General features: G+C 68.7%; 17 protein-coding genes and 1 tRNA gene. 9 read left to right on the top strand and 9 right to left on the bottom strand.

What is annotated here, in order from left to right:
- Positions 1 to 2: 2 nt before the first annotated feature.
- From JHD63_RS02220 to JHD63_RS02210, 3 genes are all read right to left on the bottom strand, one after another.
- Positions 3 to 1,061: a hypothetical protein gene (locus JHD63_RS02220; RefSeq protein ID WP_198969028.1), complete on the bottom strand. Its 1,059-nt coding sequence runs from the start codon at positions 1,059 to 1,061 to the stop codon at positions 3 to 5.
- Positions 1,058 to 2,332, bottom strand: coding sequence for a glycosyltransferase (locus JHD63_RS02215; protein WP_198969027.1), 1,275 nt, complete (start codon positions 2,330 to 2,332; stop codon positions 1,058 to 1,060). The genes JHD63_RS02220 and JHD63_RS02215 overlap by 4 nt, the downstream gene beginning before the upstream one ends.
- Positions 2,333 to 2,440: 108 nt before the next feature.
- Positions 2,441 to 2,737, bottom strand: a complete 297-nt coding sequence (locus JHD63_RS02210; RefSeq protein WP_198969026.1) for a transcriptional regulator — start codon at positions 2,735 to 2,737, stop codon at positions 2,441 to 2,443.
- Between the two features lie 82 nt (positions 2,738 to 2,819).
- Between JHD63_RS02210 and JHD63_RS02205 the strand changes: the two genes are divergently transcribed.
- The 7 genes from JHD63_RS02205 (at position 2,820) to JHD63_RS02175 (ending at position 11,101) form a co-directional block, all read left to right on the top strand.
- Positions 2,820 to 3,527, top strand: a complete 708-nt coding sequence (locus JHD63_RS02205) for a S24 family peptidase (RefSeq protein ID WP_198969025.1) — start codon at positions 2,820 to 2,822, stop codon at positions 3,525 to 3,527.
- Between the two features lie 87 nt (positions 3,528 to 3,614).
- Positions 3,615 to 4,835, top strand: coding sequence for a succinyldiaminopimelate transaminase (dapC, locus tag JHD63_RS02200; protein WP_198969024.1), 1,221 nt, complete (start codon positions 3,615 to 3,617; stop codon positions 4,833 to 4,835).
- 4 nt (positions 4,836 to 4,839) lie between these two features.
- Complete coding sequence (gene dapD, locus JHD63_RS02195) at positions 4,840 to 5,673, top strand: 2,3,4,5-tetrahydropyridine-2,6-dicarboxylate N-succinyltransferase (protein WP_198969023.1); 834 nt, start codon at positions 4,840 to 4,842, stop codon at positions 5,671 to 5,673.
- Between the two features lie 49 nt (positions 5,674 to 5,722).
- Positions 5,723 to 6,883, top strand: a complete 1,161-nt coding sequence (locus tag JHD63_RS02190) for a PilT/PilU family type 4a pilus ATPase (RefSeq protein ID WP_198969022.1) — start codon at positions 5,723 to 5,725, stop codon at positions 6,881 to 6,883.
- A 23-nt stretch (positions 6,884 to 6,906) separates the two neighbouring features.
- Positions 6,907 to 8,088, top strand: a complete 1,182-nt coding sequence (gene dapE / locus JHD63_RS02185) for a succinyl-diaminopimelate desuccinylase (RefSeq protein ID WP_198969021.1) — start codon at positions 6,907 to 6,909, stop codon at positions 8,086 to 8,088.
- A complete protein-coding gene (gene prmB, locus JHD63_RS02180) occupies positions 8,085 to 8,975 on the top strand; it encodes a 50S ribosomal protein L3 N(5)-glutamine methyltransferase (protein WP_198969020.1) in 891 nt (296 codons plus the stop codon). Before dapE ends, prmB begins: the two co-directional genes overlap by 4 nt.
- A gap of 110 nt (positions 8,976 to 9,085) precedes the next feature.
- Positions 9,086 to 11,101, top strand: a complete 2,016-nt coding sequence (locus JHD63_RS02175) for an ABC-F family ATP-binding cassette domain-containing protein (RefSeq protein WP_198969019.1) — start codon at positions 9,086 to 9,088, stop codon at positions 11,099 to 11,101.
- Positions 11,102 to 11,140: 39 nt separating this feature from the next.
- Here JHD63_RS02175 and JHD63_RS02170 read toward each other — a convergent pair whose 3' ends face one another.
- The 6 genes from JHD63_RS02170 to tolB form a co-directional block, all read right to left on the bottom strand.
- Positions 11,141 to 11,338 carry a hypothetical protein gene (locus tag JHD63_RS02170; protein WP_198969018.1) on the bottom strand — a complete coding sequence of 66 codons (198 nt, stop codon included), beginning with the start codon at positions 11,336 to 11,338 and terminating at the stop codon, positions 11,141 to 11,143.
- A 250-nt stretch (positions 11,339 to 11,588) separates the two neighbouring features.
- Positions 11,589 to 11,664, bottom strand: a tRNA-Lys gene (locus JHD63_RS02165).
- Positions 11,665 to 11,667: 3 nt separating this feature from the next.
- A complete protein-coding gene (locus tag JHD63_RS02160) occupies positions 11,668 to 12,501 on the bottom strand; it encodes a tRNA threonylcarbamoyladenosine dehydratase (protein ID WP_198969063.1) in 834 nt (277 codons plus the stop codon).
- A gap of 33 nt (positions 12,502 to 12,534) precedes the next feature.
- Complete coding sequence (gene ybgF / locus JHD63_RS02155; protein ID WP_198969017.1) at positions 12,535 to 13,332, bottom strand: tol-pal system protein YbgF; 798 nt, start codon at positions 13,330 to 13,332, stop codon at positions 12,535 to 12,537.
- Positions 13,329 to 13,871: a peptidoglycan-associated lipoprotein Pal gene (gene pal, locus JHD63_RS02150; RefSeq protein ID WP_198969016.1), complete on the bottom strand. Its 543-nt coding sequence runs from the start codon at positions 13,869 to 13,871 to the stop codon at positions 13,329 to 13,331. Before pal ends, ybgF begins: the two co-directional genes overlap by 4 nt.
- 51 nt (positions 13,872 to 13,922) lie before the next feature.
- Positions 13,923 to 15,242, bottom strand: a complete 1,320-nt coding sequence (gene tolB / locus JHD63_RS02145) for a Tol-Pal system beta propeller repeat protein TolB (RefSeq protein WP_198969015.1) — start codon at positions 15,240 to 15,242, stop codon at positions 13,923 to 13,925.
- A gap of 133 nt (positions 15,243 to 15,375) precedes the next feature.
- On the opposite strand from tolB, the gene msbA reads away from it, so the two are divergent.
- Both msbA and JHD63_RS02135 read left to right on the top strand, forming a co-directional pair.
- Positions 15,376 to 17,166, top strand: coding sequence for a lipid A export permease/ATP-binding protein MsbA (msbA, locus tag JHD63_RS02140; RefSeq protein WP_198969014.1), 1,791 nt, complete (start codon positions 15,376 to 15,378; stop codon positions 17,164 to 17,166).
- Between the two features lie 79 nt (positions 17,167 to 17,245).
- Complete coding sequence (locus tag JHD63_RS02135; RefSeq protein ID WP_198969013.1) at positions 17,246 to 18,187, top strand: CysB family HTH-type transcriptional regulator; 942 nt, start codon at positions 17,246 to 17,248, stop codon at positions 18,185 to 18,187.
- Positions 18,188 to 18,190 lie beyond the last annotated feature (3 nt).

The raw sequence follows: 18,190 nt of genomic DNA, 5'->3' as shown, positions 1-18,190 counted from the left end.
CCTCAGAGCCACAACGGGGCGCGGCCAATGAACAGCACGCGAGACTTGGCGGCCTGGGACTCGGTGAGATCGAGCTCGACCAGGAACCCGCGCGTCTCGAGCTTGAACAGCGGGTGCTGCGCGCGCTCCTCGTCGCGGTGCACGCGCGTGACGCTGCCGACGCGGCGGCACACGATCACGTGCAGCACACAGTCGAAGACCGGCTGGCCCGGCCGCGCGACGGCCTCGTTGTCGTAGGGCACGAAGGCAAAGGACAGCGGAGTGTCGGACTGCGTCACGCGGAAGTAGGGGCTGTCGCTCAGCGTGGCGATGATCTGCCGCAGCTGCGCCGCCTCGCGCCGCTTGTTGTCGGCCTCCTGCGTGTTCTGCTGCAGCTTCAGGCGCAGGTTCTCGAGCTGCATGCGGTAGCCGGCGGTGCGGCCCAGCACCTCCAGCGCCTGCGGCAGTTGCGCCGGGCCGCCGGCCAGCGTGGTGGCCGAGCGGCGCAGCTCGGACAACTGGCGCTCCAGCGCCACGCCGGTGGCGGCCGAGTCGGTGGCCGAGGTCTTGTAGCCGTTGAGCGTGGCGCGCGCGCGCACCGCGTCGTCGCGCGTCATGAGGCCGGCCTGGAGGTCGCGCTCGATGCCGTCCTCCAGCGTGGCGATCTCCGCCAGTACCCTGCGCGTCCTGGCGATGTCCACCCGCTTGGCGCCGCCCAGCAGCTCGACCTGGTGCGACAGCTTCAGGTCGGCACGCCTTTGCTGCGCGACGGCGCTGTCGCCGCTGGCCACCAGCCGCTCCAGCACGCGCGCCTGCTCGCGCAGCGTCTCGGATTCGCGCGCCAGCGCCTGCCATGCGCTGTCGAGCCCGTCGGCCGCCTGCCGGGTGCGGAACACTTCGGCGCTGAGGCGCAGGATGTTCTCGTTGGTGCGAGAGATGACGACCGGCGCGGCCCAGCTCTCGTTGGCAATGTAGAACAGCGTCACCGCCGCGTAGGCCAGGGCGGTGGACAGCACGGCGCCCAGCACCCCGATGGCGAGGTAGCGGTAGGCCGTGACGATGATCTTCTGCATGCGGGTCATGCCTGCTGCTCCGGGGTCTTGGGCGGTGTGGCGGGGGCGGGCCGGGCGCCTGGCTTTTCGCGCGTGCCCCAGGTGCCGACGTCGAAGGTGAACAGGGCCACCAGGGTGATCAGCAGCGCGTCGACGAAGAACCAGGCACCGGCAACGGCCGCCAGCACCGGCGTGCGGATGCGCGTGGAGCCCGGGGCGAGCCGGTGGCAGGTGATGTTGTAGAGCAGCGCCGCTGCGACGAACACCCCGGCGAAGGTCAGGATGGCCGCGATCAGCGTCGATGCAGCCTGGGCGATGCCGGCCGACAGCACCGAGGCGATCAGCAGGAACGACCAGACCGCCGTGAACGTCTCGGGCACCAGCGCGGCCATGAGCGGCAGCATGCCGATCAGGCGCAGGTGCTCGGGCATGCGCCGCCAGGTCCAGAACAGGTCGCGCAGGCCCGAGCGGCGCCAGCGCACCTGCTGCGAGAAGAACTGCGCGAGCTGCGTCGGGGCGGCGGTCCAGCAGGTGGCGCGCGGGTTCACGATGGTCTTCCAGCCGCGCATCATGATCGCGTGGGTCATGTAGCGGTCTTCGCCATCGCGCACGCCCAGGCCGAACCAGTTGCGACCCTTGACCTCGGCCTCGACCTGCTCGAACAGCGGACGCCGCACCGCAAACAGGCAACCGCTGATGCAGAACACATGGCCCGAGAGGTTCTGCAGCATCTTGCCGAACTGGAAGCTCATGTAATAGACCATGGTCTGGCCGATCGTGAGCACGTTGTCGTTGACGTTGCGGATGCCGATGTTGCCGCCCACCGCGCCCACCTGCGGGTCGGCAAAGCAGGCCACCAGTTCGCGCACCACCTGGCGGTCGAAGATGCAGTCGCTGTCGATGCAGATCAGCACCTCGCCGCGCGAGCGGCCCAGAGCGCGCGAAAGCGACACGTGCTTGCCGCTGTTGACGGCGTTGCGCTGGATGCGCACCTGCTGCGGCCAACGCGTGGCGGCCACCTGGAGCCAGTGCCAGGAATCGTCGGCGCTGCAGTCGTCCACCGCCACGATCTCCAGCCGCGCGGCCGGCCAGTCGCAGGCCAGGATGCTGCCGATGGTGGCCAGAACGTGCTCGCCTTCGTTGTAAACGGGCAGCAGCACGCTGACCATGGGCTGGTAGCCGTAGTCGCGCACCGGGTCGCCCGCCCGCGTGCTCAGGCGCGCCAGCAGCCCGCCCGCGAACTGCAGCAGGACCATGACCACGGGGAAGTAGAACCAGAAGTGGTAGATGCCATCAAGCATGGCGGCCCCACAAGGCCTGGCAGGCCGCCGGAAATTTGCGGGAAAGGACTTGCGGGCGTTGGGGAAGTGCTGGGGCGAGGGGGCGGAGGCGACGGTGGGGAGGATGGGTCATTCGGTGTCGGCGGGATGCAGGGTCGCGGGCGGCAGAGGAGTGGGCTGGCAGGCCAGTTCGGGCCAGATGCAGGCCCAGTCGTGCGGGCGCAGGTCCTTGCGGGTGACGCGCCCTCCCGTGGCGTACTCGATGGCCACGCAGTTGACCGGCGATGGGACGCGCCGCGCGTAGCGATGCTGCCACTGGCGTATCTGCGCGTCACTCTTGACCGGCGAGCCGTACAGGGCCATGCGCCGGCGCAACTCGCAGACGCTCGGCGCGCCTTCCAGCTGGAGGTATTCGTTCAGATCCATGTTGCATTTTTGGTAGCAATAGCTACTGATTGTAATTTTGATGCGTAGCTTTTGCAACTGTAGCGCGTGCTACTGTCGCAGCATGGATGAAACGGCGTTACAGCTTTATCGGCGCCAACGGCTGGAGCTCGCGGTTGCACAAGTCACGCAGGGCAACGTCACGGCGTTCGGGCGCCTGCTTGGCTACCGCGATGGGGCCTTCATGCGGCAGATGCTGTCGGGCACGCGGGCGGTGTCGGACAAGACGGTGCGCGCCATCGAGGCTTTGCGGGGCATGGGCGGCTGGTTCGCCCAGTACCCGGCGGCAGCCGGCTATGCGTCCAGGCCCGCGGCGCCCGACCCGGGGCCCGAAGACGAGGACGGCATCGTGGCGGTGCCCATCGCGGCGTTGTCGTTGCACGCCGGCAAGAGCGGCCAGGCCACGCGCCACACGGACGGCGCGGCCGACGGCGCCGACACCCCCCAGGCGCTGTTCACCCAGGCCTGGCTGCGCCGGCGTGGCTACCTGAGCGCCCGCCTGCTGGCACTCAGGGTGAACGACGACAGCATGCGGCCTTCGCTGCACGAAGCCGACGTGGTGACGGTGGACACCCGCCAGACCGAGCCCATGGACGGGAAGGTGTTCGCCGTCAACTACGAAGGTGCCTGCCTGGTGCGCCGGCTGGTGCGCGATCGCGGCGCCTGGTGGCTGGTGGCCGACAACCCGCTGCGCTTTCCACGCAAGCAGTTGTCCGCGCCCGGGGCAATGCTGATCGGCCGCGCGGTGCATCTCGACAGCGAGACCATCTAAGCCCACGCCGAACGAGCCCATCGCATGCCGCGCTTCGCGGGGACTTGTTCAGCGCCGCCCCAAGGCGCCAAGGGATAATCCCCGCCCATGAACCCCCTGCTCTCCCGCCTGCAGCCCTACCCTTTCGAGCGGCTGCGGCAACTCTTCGCGGGCGTCGCGCCCGCGCCCGGCCTGCGGCCGATCAGCCTCGGCATCGGCGAGCCCAAGCACCCGACGCCGCCCTTCATCCAGCAGGCCCTGGCCGATGCGGCCTTGCGCACCGAAGGCGGGCTGGCGGGCTACCCGCCCACGGCCGGCGACCTGGCGCTGCGCCAGGCCTTCACCGGCTGGCTGCACAGGCGCTACGCGCTGGCGCTGGACCCGGCCACGCAGGTGCTGCCGGTCAACGGCTCGCGCGAAGCGCTGTTCGCCTTCACCCAGACCGTGGTCGATGCCACGCGGCCCGACCCGGTGGTGGTCTGCCCCAATCCGTTCTACCAGATCTACGAGGGCGCGGCCCTGCTCGCCGGTGCCACGCCCTTCTATGCGCCAAGCGATCCGGCGCGCAACTTCGCGGTGGACTGGGACGCGGTGCCGGACGATGTCTGGGCCCGCACGCAGTTGCTGTTCGTCTGTTCGCCCGGCAATCCGACCGGCGCGGTGATGCCGCTGGACGAGTGGCGGAAGCTGTTCGCGCTGAGCGAGCGCCACGGCTTCGTCATCGCCTCGGACGAGTGCTACAGCGAGATCTACTTCCGCGACGAAGCGCCGCTGGGCGGCCTGGAGGCCGCGGCGCGGCTGGGCCGCGGCGACTTCCGCAACCTGGTCGCCTTCACCAGCCTGTCCAAGCGCAGCAACGTGCCCGGCCTGCGCAGCGGCTTCGTGGCCGGCGATGCGGCGCTGATGAAAGCCTTCCTGCTCTACCGCACCTACCACGGCAGCGCCATGAGCCCGGTGGTGCAGGCCGCCAGCATCGCCGCCTGGGGCGACGAGGCGCATGTGGCGGCCAACCGCGCCCAGTACCGCGCCAAGTTCGCCGAGGTCACGCCGATCCTCGCTCAGGCGCTGGACGTGGCCCTGCCCGACGCCGGCTTCTACCTGTGGGCCGGCATCCCGCCCGCGTTCGGCGGCGACGATGCCGCCTTCGCGCGTGCGCTGCTGGCTCAATACAATGTGACGGTTCTGCCCGGCAGCTACCTCGCGCGCGAGGCCGGCGGCGCCAACCCGGGCGCCGGGCGCGTGCGCATGGCCCTCGTCGCGGAAACCGCCGAGTGCGCCGAAGCCGCGCGCCGCATCGTCCAGTTTGTCCAGTCCCCTCAGAAGCTCTAATCCAATGACGCAGCAACTCCAGACCCTGATCGACAACGCGTGGGACAACCGCGCCAGCCTCTCGCCCGCCGCCGCGCCCAAGGAGGTGGCCGATGCGGTCGAGCACGTGCTCGCCGAACTCGACGCCGGCAGGCTGCGCGTGGCCACGCGCGAAGGCGTCGGCCAGTGGACCGTGCACCAGTGGATCAAGAAGGCGGTGCTGCTGTCCTTCCGCCTGAAGGACAACGTGCTGATGCGCTCGGGCGACCTGAATTTCTTCGACAAGGTGCCGACCAAGTACCAGGGCATGAGCGAGGCCGACATTGCCGCCACCGGCGTGCGCGTGGTGCCGCCGGCCGTGGCGCGCCGCGGCAGCTTCGTCGCCAAGGGCGCGATCCTGATGCCGTCCTTCGTCAACATCGGCGCCTACGTCGATGAGGGCACCATGGTCGACACCTGGGCCACCGTGGGCTCCTGCGCGCAGGTGGGCAAGAACGTGCACCTCTCCGGCGGCGTGGGCCTGGGCGGCGTGCTCGAGCCGCTGCAGGCCAACCCGACCATCATCGAGGACAACTGCTTCATCGGCGCGCGCTCGGAGGTGGTCGAAGGCGTGATCGTCGAAGAGAACTCGGTGCTCGGCATGGGCGTGTACATCGGCAAGAGCACCCCGATCTTCAACCGCGAAACCGGCGAGATGCTCTACGGCCGCGTGCCCTCCGGCAGTGTGGTGATCAGCGGCAACATGCCCAAGAAGACGGCCGACGGCACGGCCTACAGCACGTATGCGGCCATCATCGTCAAGACGGTGGATGCAAAAACCCGCTCCAGCACCAGCCTGAACGATCTGCTCCGGGACTGATAGTCCAGCAGCGCCCCGGCCCTCTCCACCACCCTCCAAGGAATCGCGCATGGGCACGATGGAACGTCTTCTGCGGCTGATGGCCGAGCGGCATGCGTCGGACCTGTACCTGTCGGCCAACGCGCCGGCCACGCTGCGCATCAGCGGCGAGTGCGTGCCGGTCAGCGCCCAGGTGCTGCCCTACGACGCGCCGCGGACGCTGCTGGCCGAGGTGATGCCGCCCAAGCACATGGAGGAGCTGCAGGAGAACGGCGAGCTGAATGCCGGCTTCGCCATGAAGGACGTGGGGCGCTTTCGCGTCAGCGCCATGCGCCAGCGTGGCTCGTTCGCGGTGGTGGTGCGCCACATCCACAGCGAGATTCCGCGGCTCGAGGCGCTGAATCTGCCGCCGCTGCTGCGCGATCTGGTCATGGAGAAGCGCGGCCTGGTGCTGATGGTGGGCGCCACCGGCTCGGGCAAGAGCACCACGCTGGCCTCGATGATCGACAGCCGCAACGAGGCCGCCTCGGGCCACATCCTGACCATCGAGGACCCGATCGAATTCCTGTTCCGCAACAAGAAGGCCATCGTCAACCAGCGCGAGATCGGCGTCGACACGCAATCGCTGCAGGTGGCGCTGAAGAACGCGCTGCGCCAGGCGCCCGACGTGATCCTGATCGGCGAGATCCGCGACCGCGAGACCATGTCCGCAGCCATCGCCTATGCCCAGTCGGGCCAGTTGTGCCTGGCCACAATGCACGCCAACAACAGTTACCAGGCGATGAACCGGGTGCTGAGCTTCTACCCGGTCGAGGTGCGCCCGACGCTGCTGGGCGACCTGTGCTCGGCGCTCAAGGCGGTCGTGTCGCAGCGCCTGCTGCGCACCGTCCAGGGCGGCCGCGTGCCGGCGGTGGAGATCATGCTCAACACCAAGCTGGTGGCCGACATGATCGAGAAGGGCAATTTCTCCGGCGTGCAGGAGGCCATGGAGAAGTCCATGGCCGAAGGCTCGCAGACCTTCGAGCAGGACATCGCCCGCCTGATCACCGGGGGCATCGTCGACCGCAAGGAAGGCATCGCCCACGCCGATTCGCCCACCAACCTGATGTGGCGGCTGCAGAACGACTTCGCCATGGCCTCCAAGGCGGCCGCCGCCAGGGCCGGCGACCCATCGCCGCTGCAGGACGACGGGCCGTCCTTCACCGACATCGTGCTCGACGTCCGGCACTGACCTTTTTCATTTTTCACTTTCCGATGTCCCGTACCCTGCACCTTGCCGAGGAGCTGATCTCCCGCCCGTCCGTCACGCCCGACGACGCCCAGTGCCTGGAGATCCTCGCGCGGCGGCTCGAACCCCTGGGCTTCGTCTGCGAGCGCATGGACAGCGGGCCGGAGGGCTTGCGCGTCCACAATTTATGGGCAAAAAGGCCTGTAGCCCAGGAAAAATATGGGCTTTATGCTATCAATAAAGTAGCAACGCTGGTCTTTGCCGGCCACACCGACGTGGTGCCCACCGGCCCGCTGGAGCAATGGAGCAGCCCGCCCTTCGTGCCCACGCACCGCGACGGCAAGCTGTTCGGACGCGGCGCGGCCGACATGAAGACCTCCATCGCCGCCTTCGTCGTCGCGCTGGAGGAATACCTGGCCGCCTCGCCCGACACGCCGCTCACGCTCGGCCTGCTGCTCACCAGCGACGAGGAAGGCCCGGCCGTCGACGGCACCGTGGCCGTCTGCCGCCAGTTGCAGGCGCGCGGCGAGCGCATCGACTGGTGCATCGTGGGCGAGCCGACCTCGATCGAGCGCACCGGCGACATGGTCAAGAACGGCCGCCGCGGCACCATGAGCGGCAAGCTCACGGTCAAGGGCATACAGGGCCACATCGCCTACCCGCAACTGGCCCGCAACCCGATCCACGAGGCCCTGCCGGCGCTGGCCGAACTGGCCGCCACGCAGTGGGACGCGGGCAATGCCTTCTTCCCGCCCACCACTTGGCAGGTCAGCAACATCCACGGCGGCACGGGCGCGAGCAACGTGATTCCGGGCACGGTGGTGGTCGACTTCAACTTCCGCTTCTCCACCGAGTCCACCGCCGAGGGCCTGCAGCAGCGGGTGCAGGCGGTGCTCGACCGGCACGGCCTGGACTACGAGTTGCGCTGGACCGTCGGCGGCCTGCCCTTCCTCACGCCGCCGGGCACGCTGCTGCAAGCCGTCAGCGCCGCGATCAAGGACGAGACCGGCCTGGATACCGAGCTTTCCACCACCGGCGGCACCAGCGACGGCCGCTTCATCGCCCCGCTGGGCGCGCAGGTGGTCGAGTGCGGGCCGCCCAACGCCATGATCCACAAGATCGACGAGCACCTGCGGCTGCAGGACATCGAGCCGCTGAAGAACATCTACCGGCGCACGCTGGAAAACCTGGCGCGCGCAGCCGCATGACCGTCCTGGAACTGATCGAAGCCGGCGCGCGCCAACTCGAGGCCGCGGGCGTCGCCTATGGCCACGGCACCACCAACGCCTTCGACGAAGCCGCCTGGCTGGTGCTGTGGCGTCTGGGCCTGCCGCTGGACGACCTGGATTCAGTGTCAAACAAGCCTGTAGCCCAGGCAGATTCTGGGCTTGTAGCTACACTTTTTGAAGCACGCATCGCCACCCGCAAGCCCGCGGCCTACCTCACCCGGGAAGCCTGGCTGCAGGGCGTGCCCTTCTACGTGGACGAGCGCGCCATCGTCCCGCGCAGCTTCATCGCCGAACTGCTGGCCGAAGGCGGCATCGACGCCTGGCTGGGCGATCACACACGGCGCGTGCTGGACCTGTGCACCGGCAACGGCAGCCTGGCGGTGCTCGCCGCCCTCGCCTACCCCGACGTGCGCGTGGACGCCGCCGATCTCTCGCCAGACGCCCTGGAGGTCGCCCGCATCAACGTCGCCCGGCACGGGCTGCAGGAGCGCATCACGCTGCTCGCCTCCGACGGCCTGTGCGCCGTGCGCGGGCCCTACGACCTGATCCTGTGCAACCCGCCCTACGTCAACGCGCAGAGCATGGCCACGCTGCCGGCCGAGTACCGCGCCGAGCCCGCAATGGCCCTGGCCGGCGGTGCGGACGGCATGGACTTCATCCGCCAGTTGCTGCGCGACGCCCCGCCCTGCATGAGCGAAGACGCGGTGCTGGTGCTGGAGATCGGCAACGAGCGTGCGAACTTCGAGGCCGCCTTCCCCGCGCTGCCGGTGTTCTGGCTCGACACCAGCGCGGGCGAAGACCAGGTGCTGCTGGTGGAGCGTGCGACGCTCACGCAGGCCCTGGCCCGGGATCGCCCCCCGGTGTAGCGCACACCGCGCATCTTCCGCTCGATGCGCCGGCGGGCTCTTGCCCGCTGGCGCCCTGTCCCATTCCGCTGCCTGCGCCAGGCGCCCGCAGCCTCAGTTCCTTGCACGCCATGATCACCCTCAAGAACGTCGTCCTGCGCCGCAGCGCCAAAGTGCTGCTCGATGGCGCCAGCGTCACCCTCAACCCCGGCGAGAAGGTCGGCCTGGTCGGGCGCAACGGCGCCGGCAAGTCCACCCTGTTCGCGCTGCTCAACGGCTCGCTGCACGAGGACGGCGGCGACTTCCACATACCCGCGCAATGGCGCATGGCCCAGGTCGCGCAGGAGATGCCGGAAACGTCGGAGTCGGCCACCGACTTCGTGCTGGCCGGCGACACCCGCCTGGCCGAGCTGCGCGCGCAACTGGCCGCGGCCGAGGCGGCCGACGACGGCATGGCGATCGCCCACGCCTATACCGACCTGGCCGACGCCGGCGACCATGACGCCGTGCCGCGCGCGCAGGCGCTGATCCTGGGCCTGGGCTTCAAGAGCAGCGAGCTGGACAACCCGGTCGACAGCTTTTCCGGCGGCTGGCGCATGCGCCTGCAACTGGCGCGCGCGCTGATGTGCCCGTCGGACCTGATGCTGCTCGACGAGCCGACCAACCACCTGGACCTGGACGCACTGGTCTGGCTCGAAGCCTGGCTCAAGAAGTACGCCGGCACCCTGATCGTGATCAGCCACGACCGCGAGTTCCTGGACGCCATCACCGACGTCACGCTGCACATCGAGAACGCCAAGCTCACCCGCTACGGCGGCAACTACAGCAAGTTCGAGGAAATGCGCGCGCTGCAGATGGAGCAGCAGCAGGCCGCGTTCTCCAAGCAGCAGGAGAAGATCGCGCATCTGCAGAAGTTCATCGACCGCTTCAAGGCCAAGGCCAGCAAGGCCAAGCAGGCGCAGAGCCGGGTCAAGGCGCTGGAGCGCATGGAGAAGGTCGCGCCGCTGCTGGCCGAGGCCGAGTTCACCTTCGAATTCAAGGAGCCGGGCCACATTCCGAACCCGATGATGTCGATCACCGACGCCTCCTTCGGCTACGCGGCCGAGGAAGAAGGCGCGCCGCCCAAGGTCATCCTGCAGGGCGTCAGCAAGTCGGTGCTGGCCGGCCAGCGCATCGGCATCCTGGGCGCCAACGGCCAGGGCAAGTCCACCTTCGTCAAGACCGTGGCGCACGACATGGCGCCGCTAGCCGGCAGCATCATCGAAGGCAAGGGCCTGCGCATCGGCTACTTCGCCCAGCAGGAACTGGATGTGCTGCGCCCGCAGGACACGCCGCTGGAGCACATGGTCCGCCTCGCCCGCGAGATGGGCGCCGACGCCAAGCAGCCCAGCCGGGAGCAAGACCTGCGCAGCTACCTGGGCAGCTTCAACTTCAGCGGCGACATGGTCAAGCAGCCGGTGGGCACCATGAGCGGCGGCGAGAAGGCACGGCTGGTGCTGGCCATGATGGTCTGGCAGCGCCCCAACCTCCTGCTGCTGGACGAGCCCACCAACCACCTGGACCTGGCCACGCGCGAGGCGCTGGCCGTGGCGCTCAACGAGTTCGAAGGCACGCTGATGCTGGTCAGCCACGACCGCGCGCTGCTGCGCTCGGTCTGCGACGAATTCTGGCTGGTCGGCCGCGGCGAGGTCGGCCCGTTCGACGGCGACCTGGACGACTACCAGCGCTACCTGCTGGACGAGGCCAAGCGCCTGCGCGAAGCCGCCAAGGTGGCCGAACGCGCCGCCGCCACGCCCGCGCCAGCGGTAGCCGAACGGCGCGTCGCGGCCCCCGGGCCCGCCGCGGCCGCGCCCTCCTCCACCGCCGACAAACCGGCCGGCGGCCGCGACCAGCGCAAGCAGGACGCCCAGGCGCGCCAGCAGCTTGCCGACACGGCGCGGCCGCTCAAGCGCGAACTCGGGCAGATCGACCAGCGCCTGGCCGCGCTGCAGCAGGAAAAGGCCATCCTCGAACACCGCCTGCAGACCGCCACCGCGCCGGCAGAACTCGCCGACGCCGGCAAGCGGCTCAAGCAGATCGGCACCGAGACCGAGGCGCTGGAAGAGCGCTGGCTGCAACTAACGGCAGACCTCGAGGCCTTGGGGTAGGCGCGCCGTCTACGCGCCCGCATCGGCGTGCACGCCTTCTCAGGGGCGGGCAGGCTTGGTCGAATCCGGGACCGCGTCCTGGCCCTCAGCCGATTCATCGTCCGGCTCGTCCTCGGGCGTCGGGTGCTGGCGGGCCGCGGCGGCCTCGCGGTCGCGGTCGGAGTTCGACAAGGCATCCAGTGCATCGGGCAGATGCAGGACGTCGGTCATTTTCTTGATGTCGCTGGCGGTACTCATGGTGGCTCCTTGGAGGGGACATGCCGCCGCGCCAAGTTGCACGCGAAGCGACGGCAAGGCCCTCTTTGGCCAAGCTAAGGCCGCACGCCCAGGGCCCGGCGTAGGACGCGGCCCCGAGCGCGCGCGTCCAGAAGGCGGGGTCACGGCGGGCCAGGACCAGGCAGGGGCCACGCTGCCAAGGCCCACCGGAGCGCAAGAAAAAAGCACCTACCGCGCGACCGCAGCAAGTGCTTGATTCATTTCATGTTCTTGGTAGGACGTACAAGATTCGAACTTGTGACCAACGGATTAAAAGTCCGCTGCTCTACCAACTGAGCTAACGTCCCACGCTACCGGCCAGAGCCAGCAGCAAAGCCCGCGATTATAGCGTGACTTGCGGCCGATTCTGACTGGGCCTGGCCGCTCGCGATCCGCTCCAGCACCCATCCGGCCGCCGCGAAGCCGAACGTGGCGGTGACGCTGACCACGGATCCGTAGCCGTGGCAGTTGAGGGAGCCGTCGCCCTCCATGGCGCATGACGCATCCGGCGGGGCGACCGCTTCCCGGCTGAAGACACAGGCCACGCCCATGGACTTGCCCTCGCGCGGCGCCGCATGCTGCTTGCGAAGCCGGTAGCGCACCTGCGCCAGCAGGGGGTCGTGCGTGGTACGCGCAAGATCGTCCAGATCCACTTTGTGCGCCCAGCGCTTGCCGCCCGCGGCTCCCACGCTGACGAAGTTCGGCCGCGGCTTCACCGAGCGTGCCCACTGGGCCATGGCGGTTTTGGCCTTGACCTGATCGCAGGCGTCGATCACGGCATCCACCGGAGCCGGCAGGATGGCGGGCCAGCCTTCCGGCTCGACGAACTCTTCCACCGTATCGACCTGGCAGCCGGGGTGGATCAGACGAATGCGATCCCGCATCGCCTGCACCTTTGCCTGGCCGAGTGTCGGGGTCAGCGCGTGCACCTGGCGGTTGACGTTGGACTCGGCGATGTGGTCGAGATCGATCAGCACCAGCCCCCCGACGCCGCTGCGCGCAAGCGCCTCCGCCGCCCAGGACCCGACGCCGCCGATGCCGACGACGGCCACGCGCGCCGCGCGCACTCGAGCCGCGCCGGACAGGCCATAGAGGCGCTCGAGACCGCTGAACCGGCGCGCCAGATCGGCCTCGTCCGGCACCATGCCAAGGCGGGTCACGGGGCCACGGGCCGAGGATCAGCGCAGTCGGGCAAGACGCTCTTTCGCGGCCGATGCGGCTTCGGACTGCGGATAGGCCTTGAGCAGGTCTTCCAGCGTCTTGCGCGCCGCCTTCGCGTCCTTCAGCTCGGTCTGGCAGTTGGCAATCGACAATGCCGCCTCCGGCGCGCGCGCATGGTTCGGCGCCTGGCTCAGCAGGCTGCGGAAGTTGGTAATGGCGTCGCGGTAGTTGCGGTTGGCATACTGGGCATTGCCCAGCCAGAAAAGCGCTGAAGGCGTGTAGCCGCTCTGGGGATAGCGCTTCATGAACTCGGAGAAGCCGGTCTGGGCCTCTGTGAAGTTGCCCTTGCGGAAGGTGGCCAGCGCGGCATCGAAGTCACGCTGCTCCGAGGGGCTTGCGGTGAACTCCATGCCATCGACCGTGACCTTGGCCGGCTCGAACTGACGCAAGCGCTCGTCCACGCCCTTGGCAATGTCCTTCTGGCCCCGCTGCAGGTCCGCCACATCGCGTGCCAATTGCTCGTTCTGCCCGCGCATCGTGGCCTGGTCGGCGCGCAGGGTTTCGATCTGGCCCTGGAGCGTGAGCAGGCTGCTGCGCAGTTGCGCGTTCTCGCTGTTGGCGCGTTGCAGATCCTGGCTCAGCTTGTCGGTCTGGGCCTTGTTGGCGTCGATGCGCTGGCGGATCTCGAGAATGGCGCGACGGGCCTCGTCGTCATCGAAGAGACCCGCATGCGCGCCGCCCGCGCCCATGAGGACGCAGGCGGCGAACACCGCAGCCGCCAGCGGGCGGCAGGTCTTCGCGTTGCGCGAGGTCATTGGCGGTAGGAGATTTCAGCGCGGCGGTTCTGCGCGTAGGCGTCTTCGGTGTTGCCCGGAACGGCGGGCTTCTCCTTGCCGAAGCTCACGGCCTCGACCTGGCTGTCGCCCACGCCCAGCAGAGCGAAGGCGCGGCGCACGGCTTCGGCGCGCTTCTGGCCCAGCGCCAGGTTGTACTCGCTGCCGCCGCGTGCATCCGTGTGGCCCTCGATGACCACCTTGCGGGCGGGATTGGCCCGCAGGAAGCGCGAGTGGGCTTCGATCAGCGACTGGAACTCCGGCTTGACGATGTAGCTGTCGTAGTCGAAATAGATGATGCGCGCCACGCCCACCGGGCCCGATGCGTTTGCCGAGGCCGCGTCCAGATCCACCTTGGCGACCCCGCCCTGGTTGGTCGGATTCGAGCCCGCCCCCCCCGGGCCGGTGCCAATGGCGCCCGCGCTGCGGTCTTCGACCGGCGCCTCGTCGAGTTTGACCGGAGAACTGCAACCGGCGAGAAGCGCCGTGATGGCCAGGGCAAGAGTGAGCTGCTTGAACATGATGGAAAACCTCCGATAGGAATGCTTGGATTGAATCTGCCGGGAAAGGTGTCAGGGCTGCTTCTGGAACGGACCCCAGTCCGGTTCCCTGATGTCTCCGCCCTGCCCGGAAAGACGCGCCTTGATCTTGCCGTCGAGCGTGGTCGTCATGAGGGCCTCGCGGCCCTGCTGCACCGTGGCGTACAGGATCAGTCGGCCGTTCGGGGCAAAGCTCGGGCTTTCGTCGGCGGAGGTGTCGGTGATCGAGTTGACCGCTCCGCTGGCCAGCTCCATCACCTGCAGCTTGAAGGCACCGCCGATGCGGGACACGTAGGCCAGGTAGCGCCCGTCGGCGCTCAGCGCCGGGGAGATGTTGTAGCTGCCGTTGAAGGTCACGCGCTCGGGATTGCCGCCGGAGACCGCCATGCGGTAGATCTGCGGCGCCCCGCCGCGGTCGCTCACGAAGTAGATGCTGCGGCCGTCTGCGGAGAACACCGGCTCGGTATCGATGCCGCTGCTCTGCATGAGCCGTCGCGGCTCGCCGCCTTCGGCACTGATGGTGTAGAGCTGCGAGCCGCCGTCGCGGCTGAGTGTGACGGCCAGGGAATTGCCATCCGGAGCCCAGGCCGGGGCGCTGTTGGAGCCGCGGAAGTTGGCGATGAGCCGGCGCCTGCCCGAGGCGACATCGTGCACGTACACCACCGGCTTGCGCGATTCGAAGGACACGTAGGCCAGTTGCCCCCCGGACGGCGACCAGGCCGGCGAGATGATCGGCTCCGGACTGGCCAGCGCCGGTTGCGCGTTCTCGCCGTCCGCATCGGCCACCCAGAGGGTATAGCGCGGGCCGGCCTTGGTCACGTAGGCGATGCGGGTCGAGAACACGCCCTTCTCGCCGGCGAGCTTTTCGTAGATGAAGTCGGCCGCGCGATGCGCTGCCAGGCGCAGGTCGCCCTGGGGCACGACGAAGCTCTGTCCTCCGAGGTCCTGCCCCTTGACGACGTCCCACAGGCGAAAACGCACGTCATAGCGACCGTCGGCCAGACGCGTGACGCTGCCGCTGGCGAGCGAGTCCGCGCCCTTCTGGCGCCACACGCCGACGTCCGGGCGCGAGGTCTCGTCCAGGGACTCGGTGCTCGCATCCACGCTGCGGAAGCGCCCGCTGCGCTCCAGGTCCGCCTGCACGATGGCCGAGATCTTCTGCGGCGACTGGCCTTCTCCTCTGAACGGAGCGATCGCGATGGGAAACTGGGTGAGGCCGACGCCCACGATGTCGATGCGGAACTGCGCGATGGCCGGCAGGGCCGATGCACTCAGCAGGGACGCTACAACCCCCCGGCGCCTGAAGGAAAAAGAATCTTGGACAGGCGTAGAAGCGGTGCGTTGGTAATTCATTGGCAGCAGAGACGTGTCAGATGATGGGCCCGATTGGAGCATCCCACACTTCTGAAGTTCTGATGTTACACACTGGCAAGGGGGGACTGTCACAAAAGGTGTAGCACTTTTGCAAACGTAGAATCCGCGACTCATGCAATCCCCCGATGCCCGCGCCGACACGGCCGCCGTGCCCCACTCCCTGGCCCAGCGCCTGCGCCGGCTGTCCGTCTACTTCGGAGGCCAGCGCGCTGCGTGGACCCTGGCGGTGCTGGCCACCATCGTGGCGGCGGTGACCGAGCCGCTCATCCCGGCGTTCATGAAGCCGCTGCTCGACCGCGGTTTCGTCGCCGGCAGCCTGCAGTTGTGGATGGTGCCTGCCGGCATCGTCGGCCTCTTCGCGATCCGGGGCGTGGCCCAGTTCGTGTCCCAGTATGCGCTGGCGCGCATCGCCAACGAAGGCATGCTGAGCATGCGCCAGGCCATGTTCAGGCACCTGCTTTCCGCGGAGATGGGCTTGTTCAGCCGCCAGTCCGCGAGCACCCTGTCCAACACCGTCGTCTATGAAGTGCAGACCGGCGCCACCCTGCTGGTGCAGGCCCTGCTGGGCCTGTCGCGCGACGGCTTCACGCTGATCGCGCTGCTGCTGTACCTGCTCTACCTCAACTGGCAGTTGACGCTGATCGTGGGCGTGCTGATCCCGGGCGTGGCCTGGATCATGAAGACCCTGTCGCGCCGCCTCTACCGCGTCACCAAGAGCAGCCAGGAGGCGACGGATGATCTGGCCTATGTGGTCGAAGAGAACGTACTGGCGCACCGCATGGTGCGGCTGCACGGCGCGCAGGCTGCCCAGGCCGCGCGGTTCGCCAAGCTCAGCGGGCGGCTGCGGGGGCTGGCGATCAAGTCGACCATCGCATCGGCGGCCATGACGCCGCTGACGCAGTTGCTGGCGGCTGCGGCGCTGTCGGCCGTCATCGTCACCGCGCTCTGGCAGGGCCGCTCCGGCACGGCGGCCCAGGGCGTGAGCGTCGGCGACTTCGTGGCCTTCATCACCGCCATGCTGATGCTGATCGCCCCGATACGGCGCCTGGCGGATGTGGCCGCGCCGATCACGCGCGGCGTGGCCGCGCTGGAGCGCGGCCTCATGCTGATCGAGCAGGTGCGGACCGAGACCGGCGGCCAGTGGCGTCCGCCCGCGTCCGCCCGCGGCGCCATCGAGTTCAACGACGTGACCGTGCGCTACCGGGACGACGGCGCCCCTGCCCTGGACAGGCTGAGCCTGCGCATCGCTCCCGGCGAGGTCGTGGCCTTCGTCGGCCCGTCCGGGTCGGGCAAGACCACGCTGGCCAACCTGCTGCCGCGCTTCGTGCTGCCCACGTCGGGCCAGGTGCTGCTGGAGGGCCGGGATGTCGCGGCCTGGGACCTGCCCTGCCTGCGCTCGCAGTTCGCGATGGTGAGCCAGGATGTGGTCATGTTCAACGACACGGTGGCCGCCAACGTCGCCATGGGACAGGCCATCGACCGGACGCGCCTCCAGCATTGCCTGGAAGCCGCCAATCTCGCCGAGCACGTGGCGGCCATGCCGCAGGGCATGGACACCCCGGTCGGCCACAACGCGGCGCAGCTCTCGGGCGGGCAGAGGCAGCGCCTGGCGATCGCTCGCGCCCTGTACAAGGATGCGCCGCTCCTGATCCTGGACGAGGCCACCTCCGCACTCGACACCGAATCGGAGCGGCTGGTGCAGGATGCGCTCAAGCGCCTCATGCAGGGCCGCACCACGCTGATCATCGCCCACCGCCTGTCGACCATCGAGCATGCGGACCGCGTGGTCGTCATGCAGCATGGGCGCATCGTCGAGCAGGGAACTCACCACGCGCTGCTGCAGCAGAACGGGCTGTACGCGCGCCTGCATGCACCGGCATTCCCCGGTTCGGCCGAGCTTTGACCTCGACCTCCGGCCCACCCATCGCGTCGCATCGGATTGCGGACAGCATAATGACGCGAATCTTCAGCCGCCATCCAGCATGAACCTGCACCAGTTCCGCTTCGTCCAGGAGGCGGCGCGCCGCAACCTGAACCTCACCGAGGCGGCCAAGGCACTCCACACCTCGCAGCCCGGCGTCTCCAAGGCCATCATCGAGCTGGAGGAAGAGTTGGGCGTGGAGATCTTCGCGCGCCACGGCAAGCGCCTGAAACGCATCACCGAGCCCGGCCAGCACGTGCTCAAGAGCATCGAGCTGATCATGCGCGAGGTCAACAACCTGCGCCGCATCGGCGAGCAGTTCAGCGCGCAGGACAGCGGCACGCTGTCCATCGCCACCACCCACACCCAGGCGCGTTACGTGCTGCCGGTGCCGGTGGCCAAGCTGCGCGAGGCCTATCCCAAGGTCAACGTCAGCCTGCACCAGGGTGCGCCCGACCAGGTGGCGCGCATGGTGCTGGACGAGGTGGCCGAGATCGGCATCGCCACCGAATCGCTGGCCGACTACGCCGACCTGGTCACCCTGCCCTGCTACGAATGGCAGCATGTGCTGGTGCTGCCCGCCGATCACCCGCTGGCCCAGGTCGAGCGCCTGAGCCTGGAAGACCTCGCGCGCGAGCCGATCATCACCTACCACCCGTCCTTCACCGGGCGCACCCGCATCGACCAGGCCTTTGCCGCGCGCAAGCTCTCGCCGCGCATCGCGCTGGAGGCGATCGACTCGGACGTCATCAAGACCTACGTCCGCCTGGGTCTGGGCGTGGGCATCGTGGCCGAAATGGCGGTGCGCGACGACTCCAACGCCGACCTGGCGGTGCGCCCGCTGGGCCACCTGTTCGGCCAGAACGTGGCGCGCGTGGCCTTCAAGCGCAGCGCCTACCTGCGCAACTTCGTCTACGACTTCGCCACGCTGCTGAGCGACCGCCTGAGCCGGGAGCTGATCCTCAAGGCCCTGGCCGGCCGCTTCGACGACTACGACCTCTGACGC

The organism is Xylophilus sp. ASV27, assembly GCF_016428875.1.
Taxonomy (GTDB): Bacteria; Pseudomonadota; Gammaproteobacteria; order Burkholderiales; family Burkholderiaceae_C; genus Xylophilus.
Note: the sequence above shows the minus strand (reverse complement) of the source record. Positions and strands in the feature narration are given on the sequence as shown.

Excerpts from the sequence above, each read along its gene's own strand:
- JHD63_RS02220 (WP_198969028.1), bottom strand. The coding sequence starts at position 1,061 with ATGACCCGCATGCAGAAGATCATCGTCACGGCCTACCGCTACCTCGCC.
- JHD63_RS02215 (WP_198969027.1), bottom strand. The coding sequence starts at position 2,332 with ATGCTTGATGGCATCTACCACTTCTGGTTCTACTTCCCCGTGGTCATG.
- JHD63_RS02210 (WP_198969026.1), bottom strand. The coding sequence starts at position 2,737 with ATGGATCTGAACGAATACCTCCAGCTGGAAGGCGCGCCGAGCGTCTGC.
- JHD63_RS02205 (WP_198969025.1), top strand. The coding sequence starts at position 2,820 with ATGGATGAAACGGCGTTACAGCTTTATCGGCGCCAACGGCTGGAGCTC.
- dapC (WP_198969024.1), top strand. The coding sequence starts at position 3,615 with ATGAACCCCCTGCTCTCCCGCCTGCAGCCCTACCCTTTCGAGCGGCTG.
- dapD (WP_198969023.1), top strand. The coding sequence starts at position 4,840 with ATGACGCAGCAACTCCAGACCCTGATCGACAACGCGTGGGACAACCGC.
- JHD63_RS02190 (WP_198969022.1), top strand. The coding sequence starts at position 5,723 with ATGGGCACGATGGAACGTCTTCTGCGGCTGATGGCCGAGCGGCATGCG.
- dapE (WP_198969021.1), top strand. The coding sequence starts at position 6,907 with ATGTCCCGTACCCTGCACCTTGCCGAGGAGCTGATCTCCCGCCCGTCC.
- prmB (WP_198969020.1), top strand. The coding sequence starts at position 8,085 with ATGACCGTCCTGGAACTGATCGAAGCCGGCGCGCGCCAACTCGAGGCC.
- JHD63_RS02175 (WP_198969019.1), top strand. The coding sequence starts at position 9,086 with ATGATCACCCTCAAGAACGTCGTCCTGCGCCGCAGCGCCAAAGTGCTG.
- JHD63_RS02170 (WP_198969018.1), bottom strand. The coding sequence starts at position 11,338 with ATGAGTACCGCCAGCGACATCAAGAAAATGACCGACGTCCTGCATCTG.
- JHD63_RS02160 (WP_198969063.1), bottom strand. The coding sequence starts at position 12,501 with ATGGTGCCGGACGAGGCCGATCTGGCGCGCCGGTTCAGCGGTCTCGAG.
- ybgF (WP_198969017.1), bottom strand. The coding sequence starts at position 13,332 with ATGACCTCGCGCAACGCGAAGACCTGCCGCCCGCTGGCGGCTGCGGTG.
- pal (WP_198969016.1), bottom strand. The coding sequence starts at position 13,871 with ATGTTCAAGCAGCTCACTCTTGCCCTGGCCATCACGGCGCTTCTCGCC.
- tolB (WP_198969015.1), bottom strand. The coding sequence starts at position 15,242 with ATGAATTACCAACGCACCGCTTCTACGCCTGTCCAAGATTCTTTTTCC.
- msbA (WP_198969014.1), top strand. The coding sequence starts at position 15,376 with ATGCAATCCCCCGATGCCCGCGCCGACACGGCCGCCGTGCCCCACTCC.
- JHD63_RS02135 (WP_198969013.1), top strand. The coding sequence starts at position 17,246 with ATGAACCTGCACCAGTTCCGCTTCGTCCAGGAGGCGGCGCGCCGCAAC.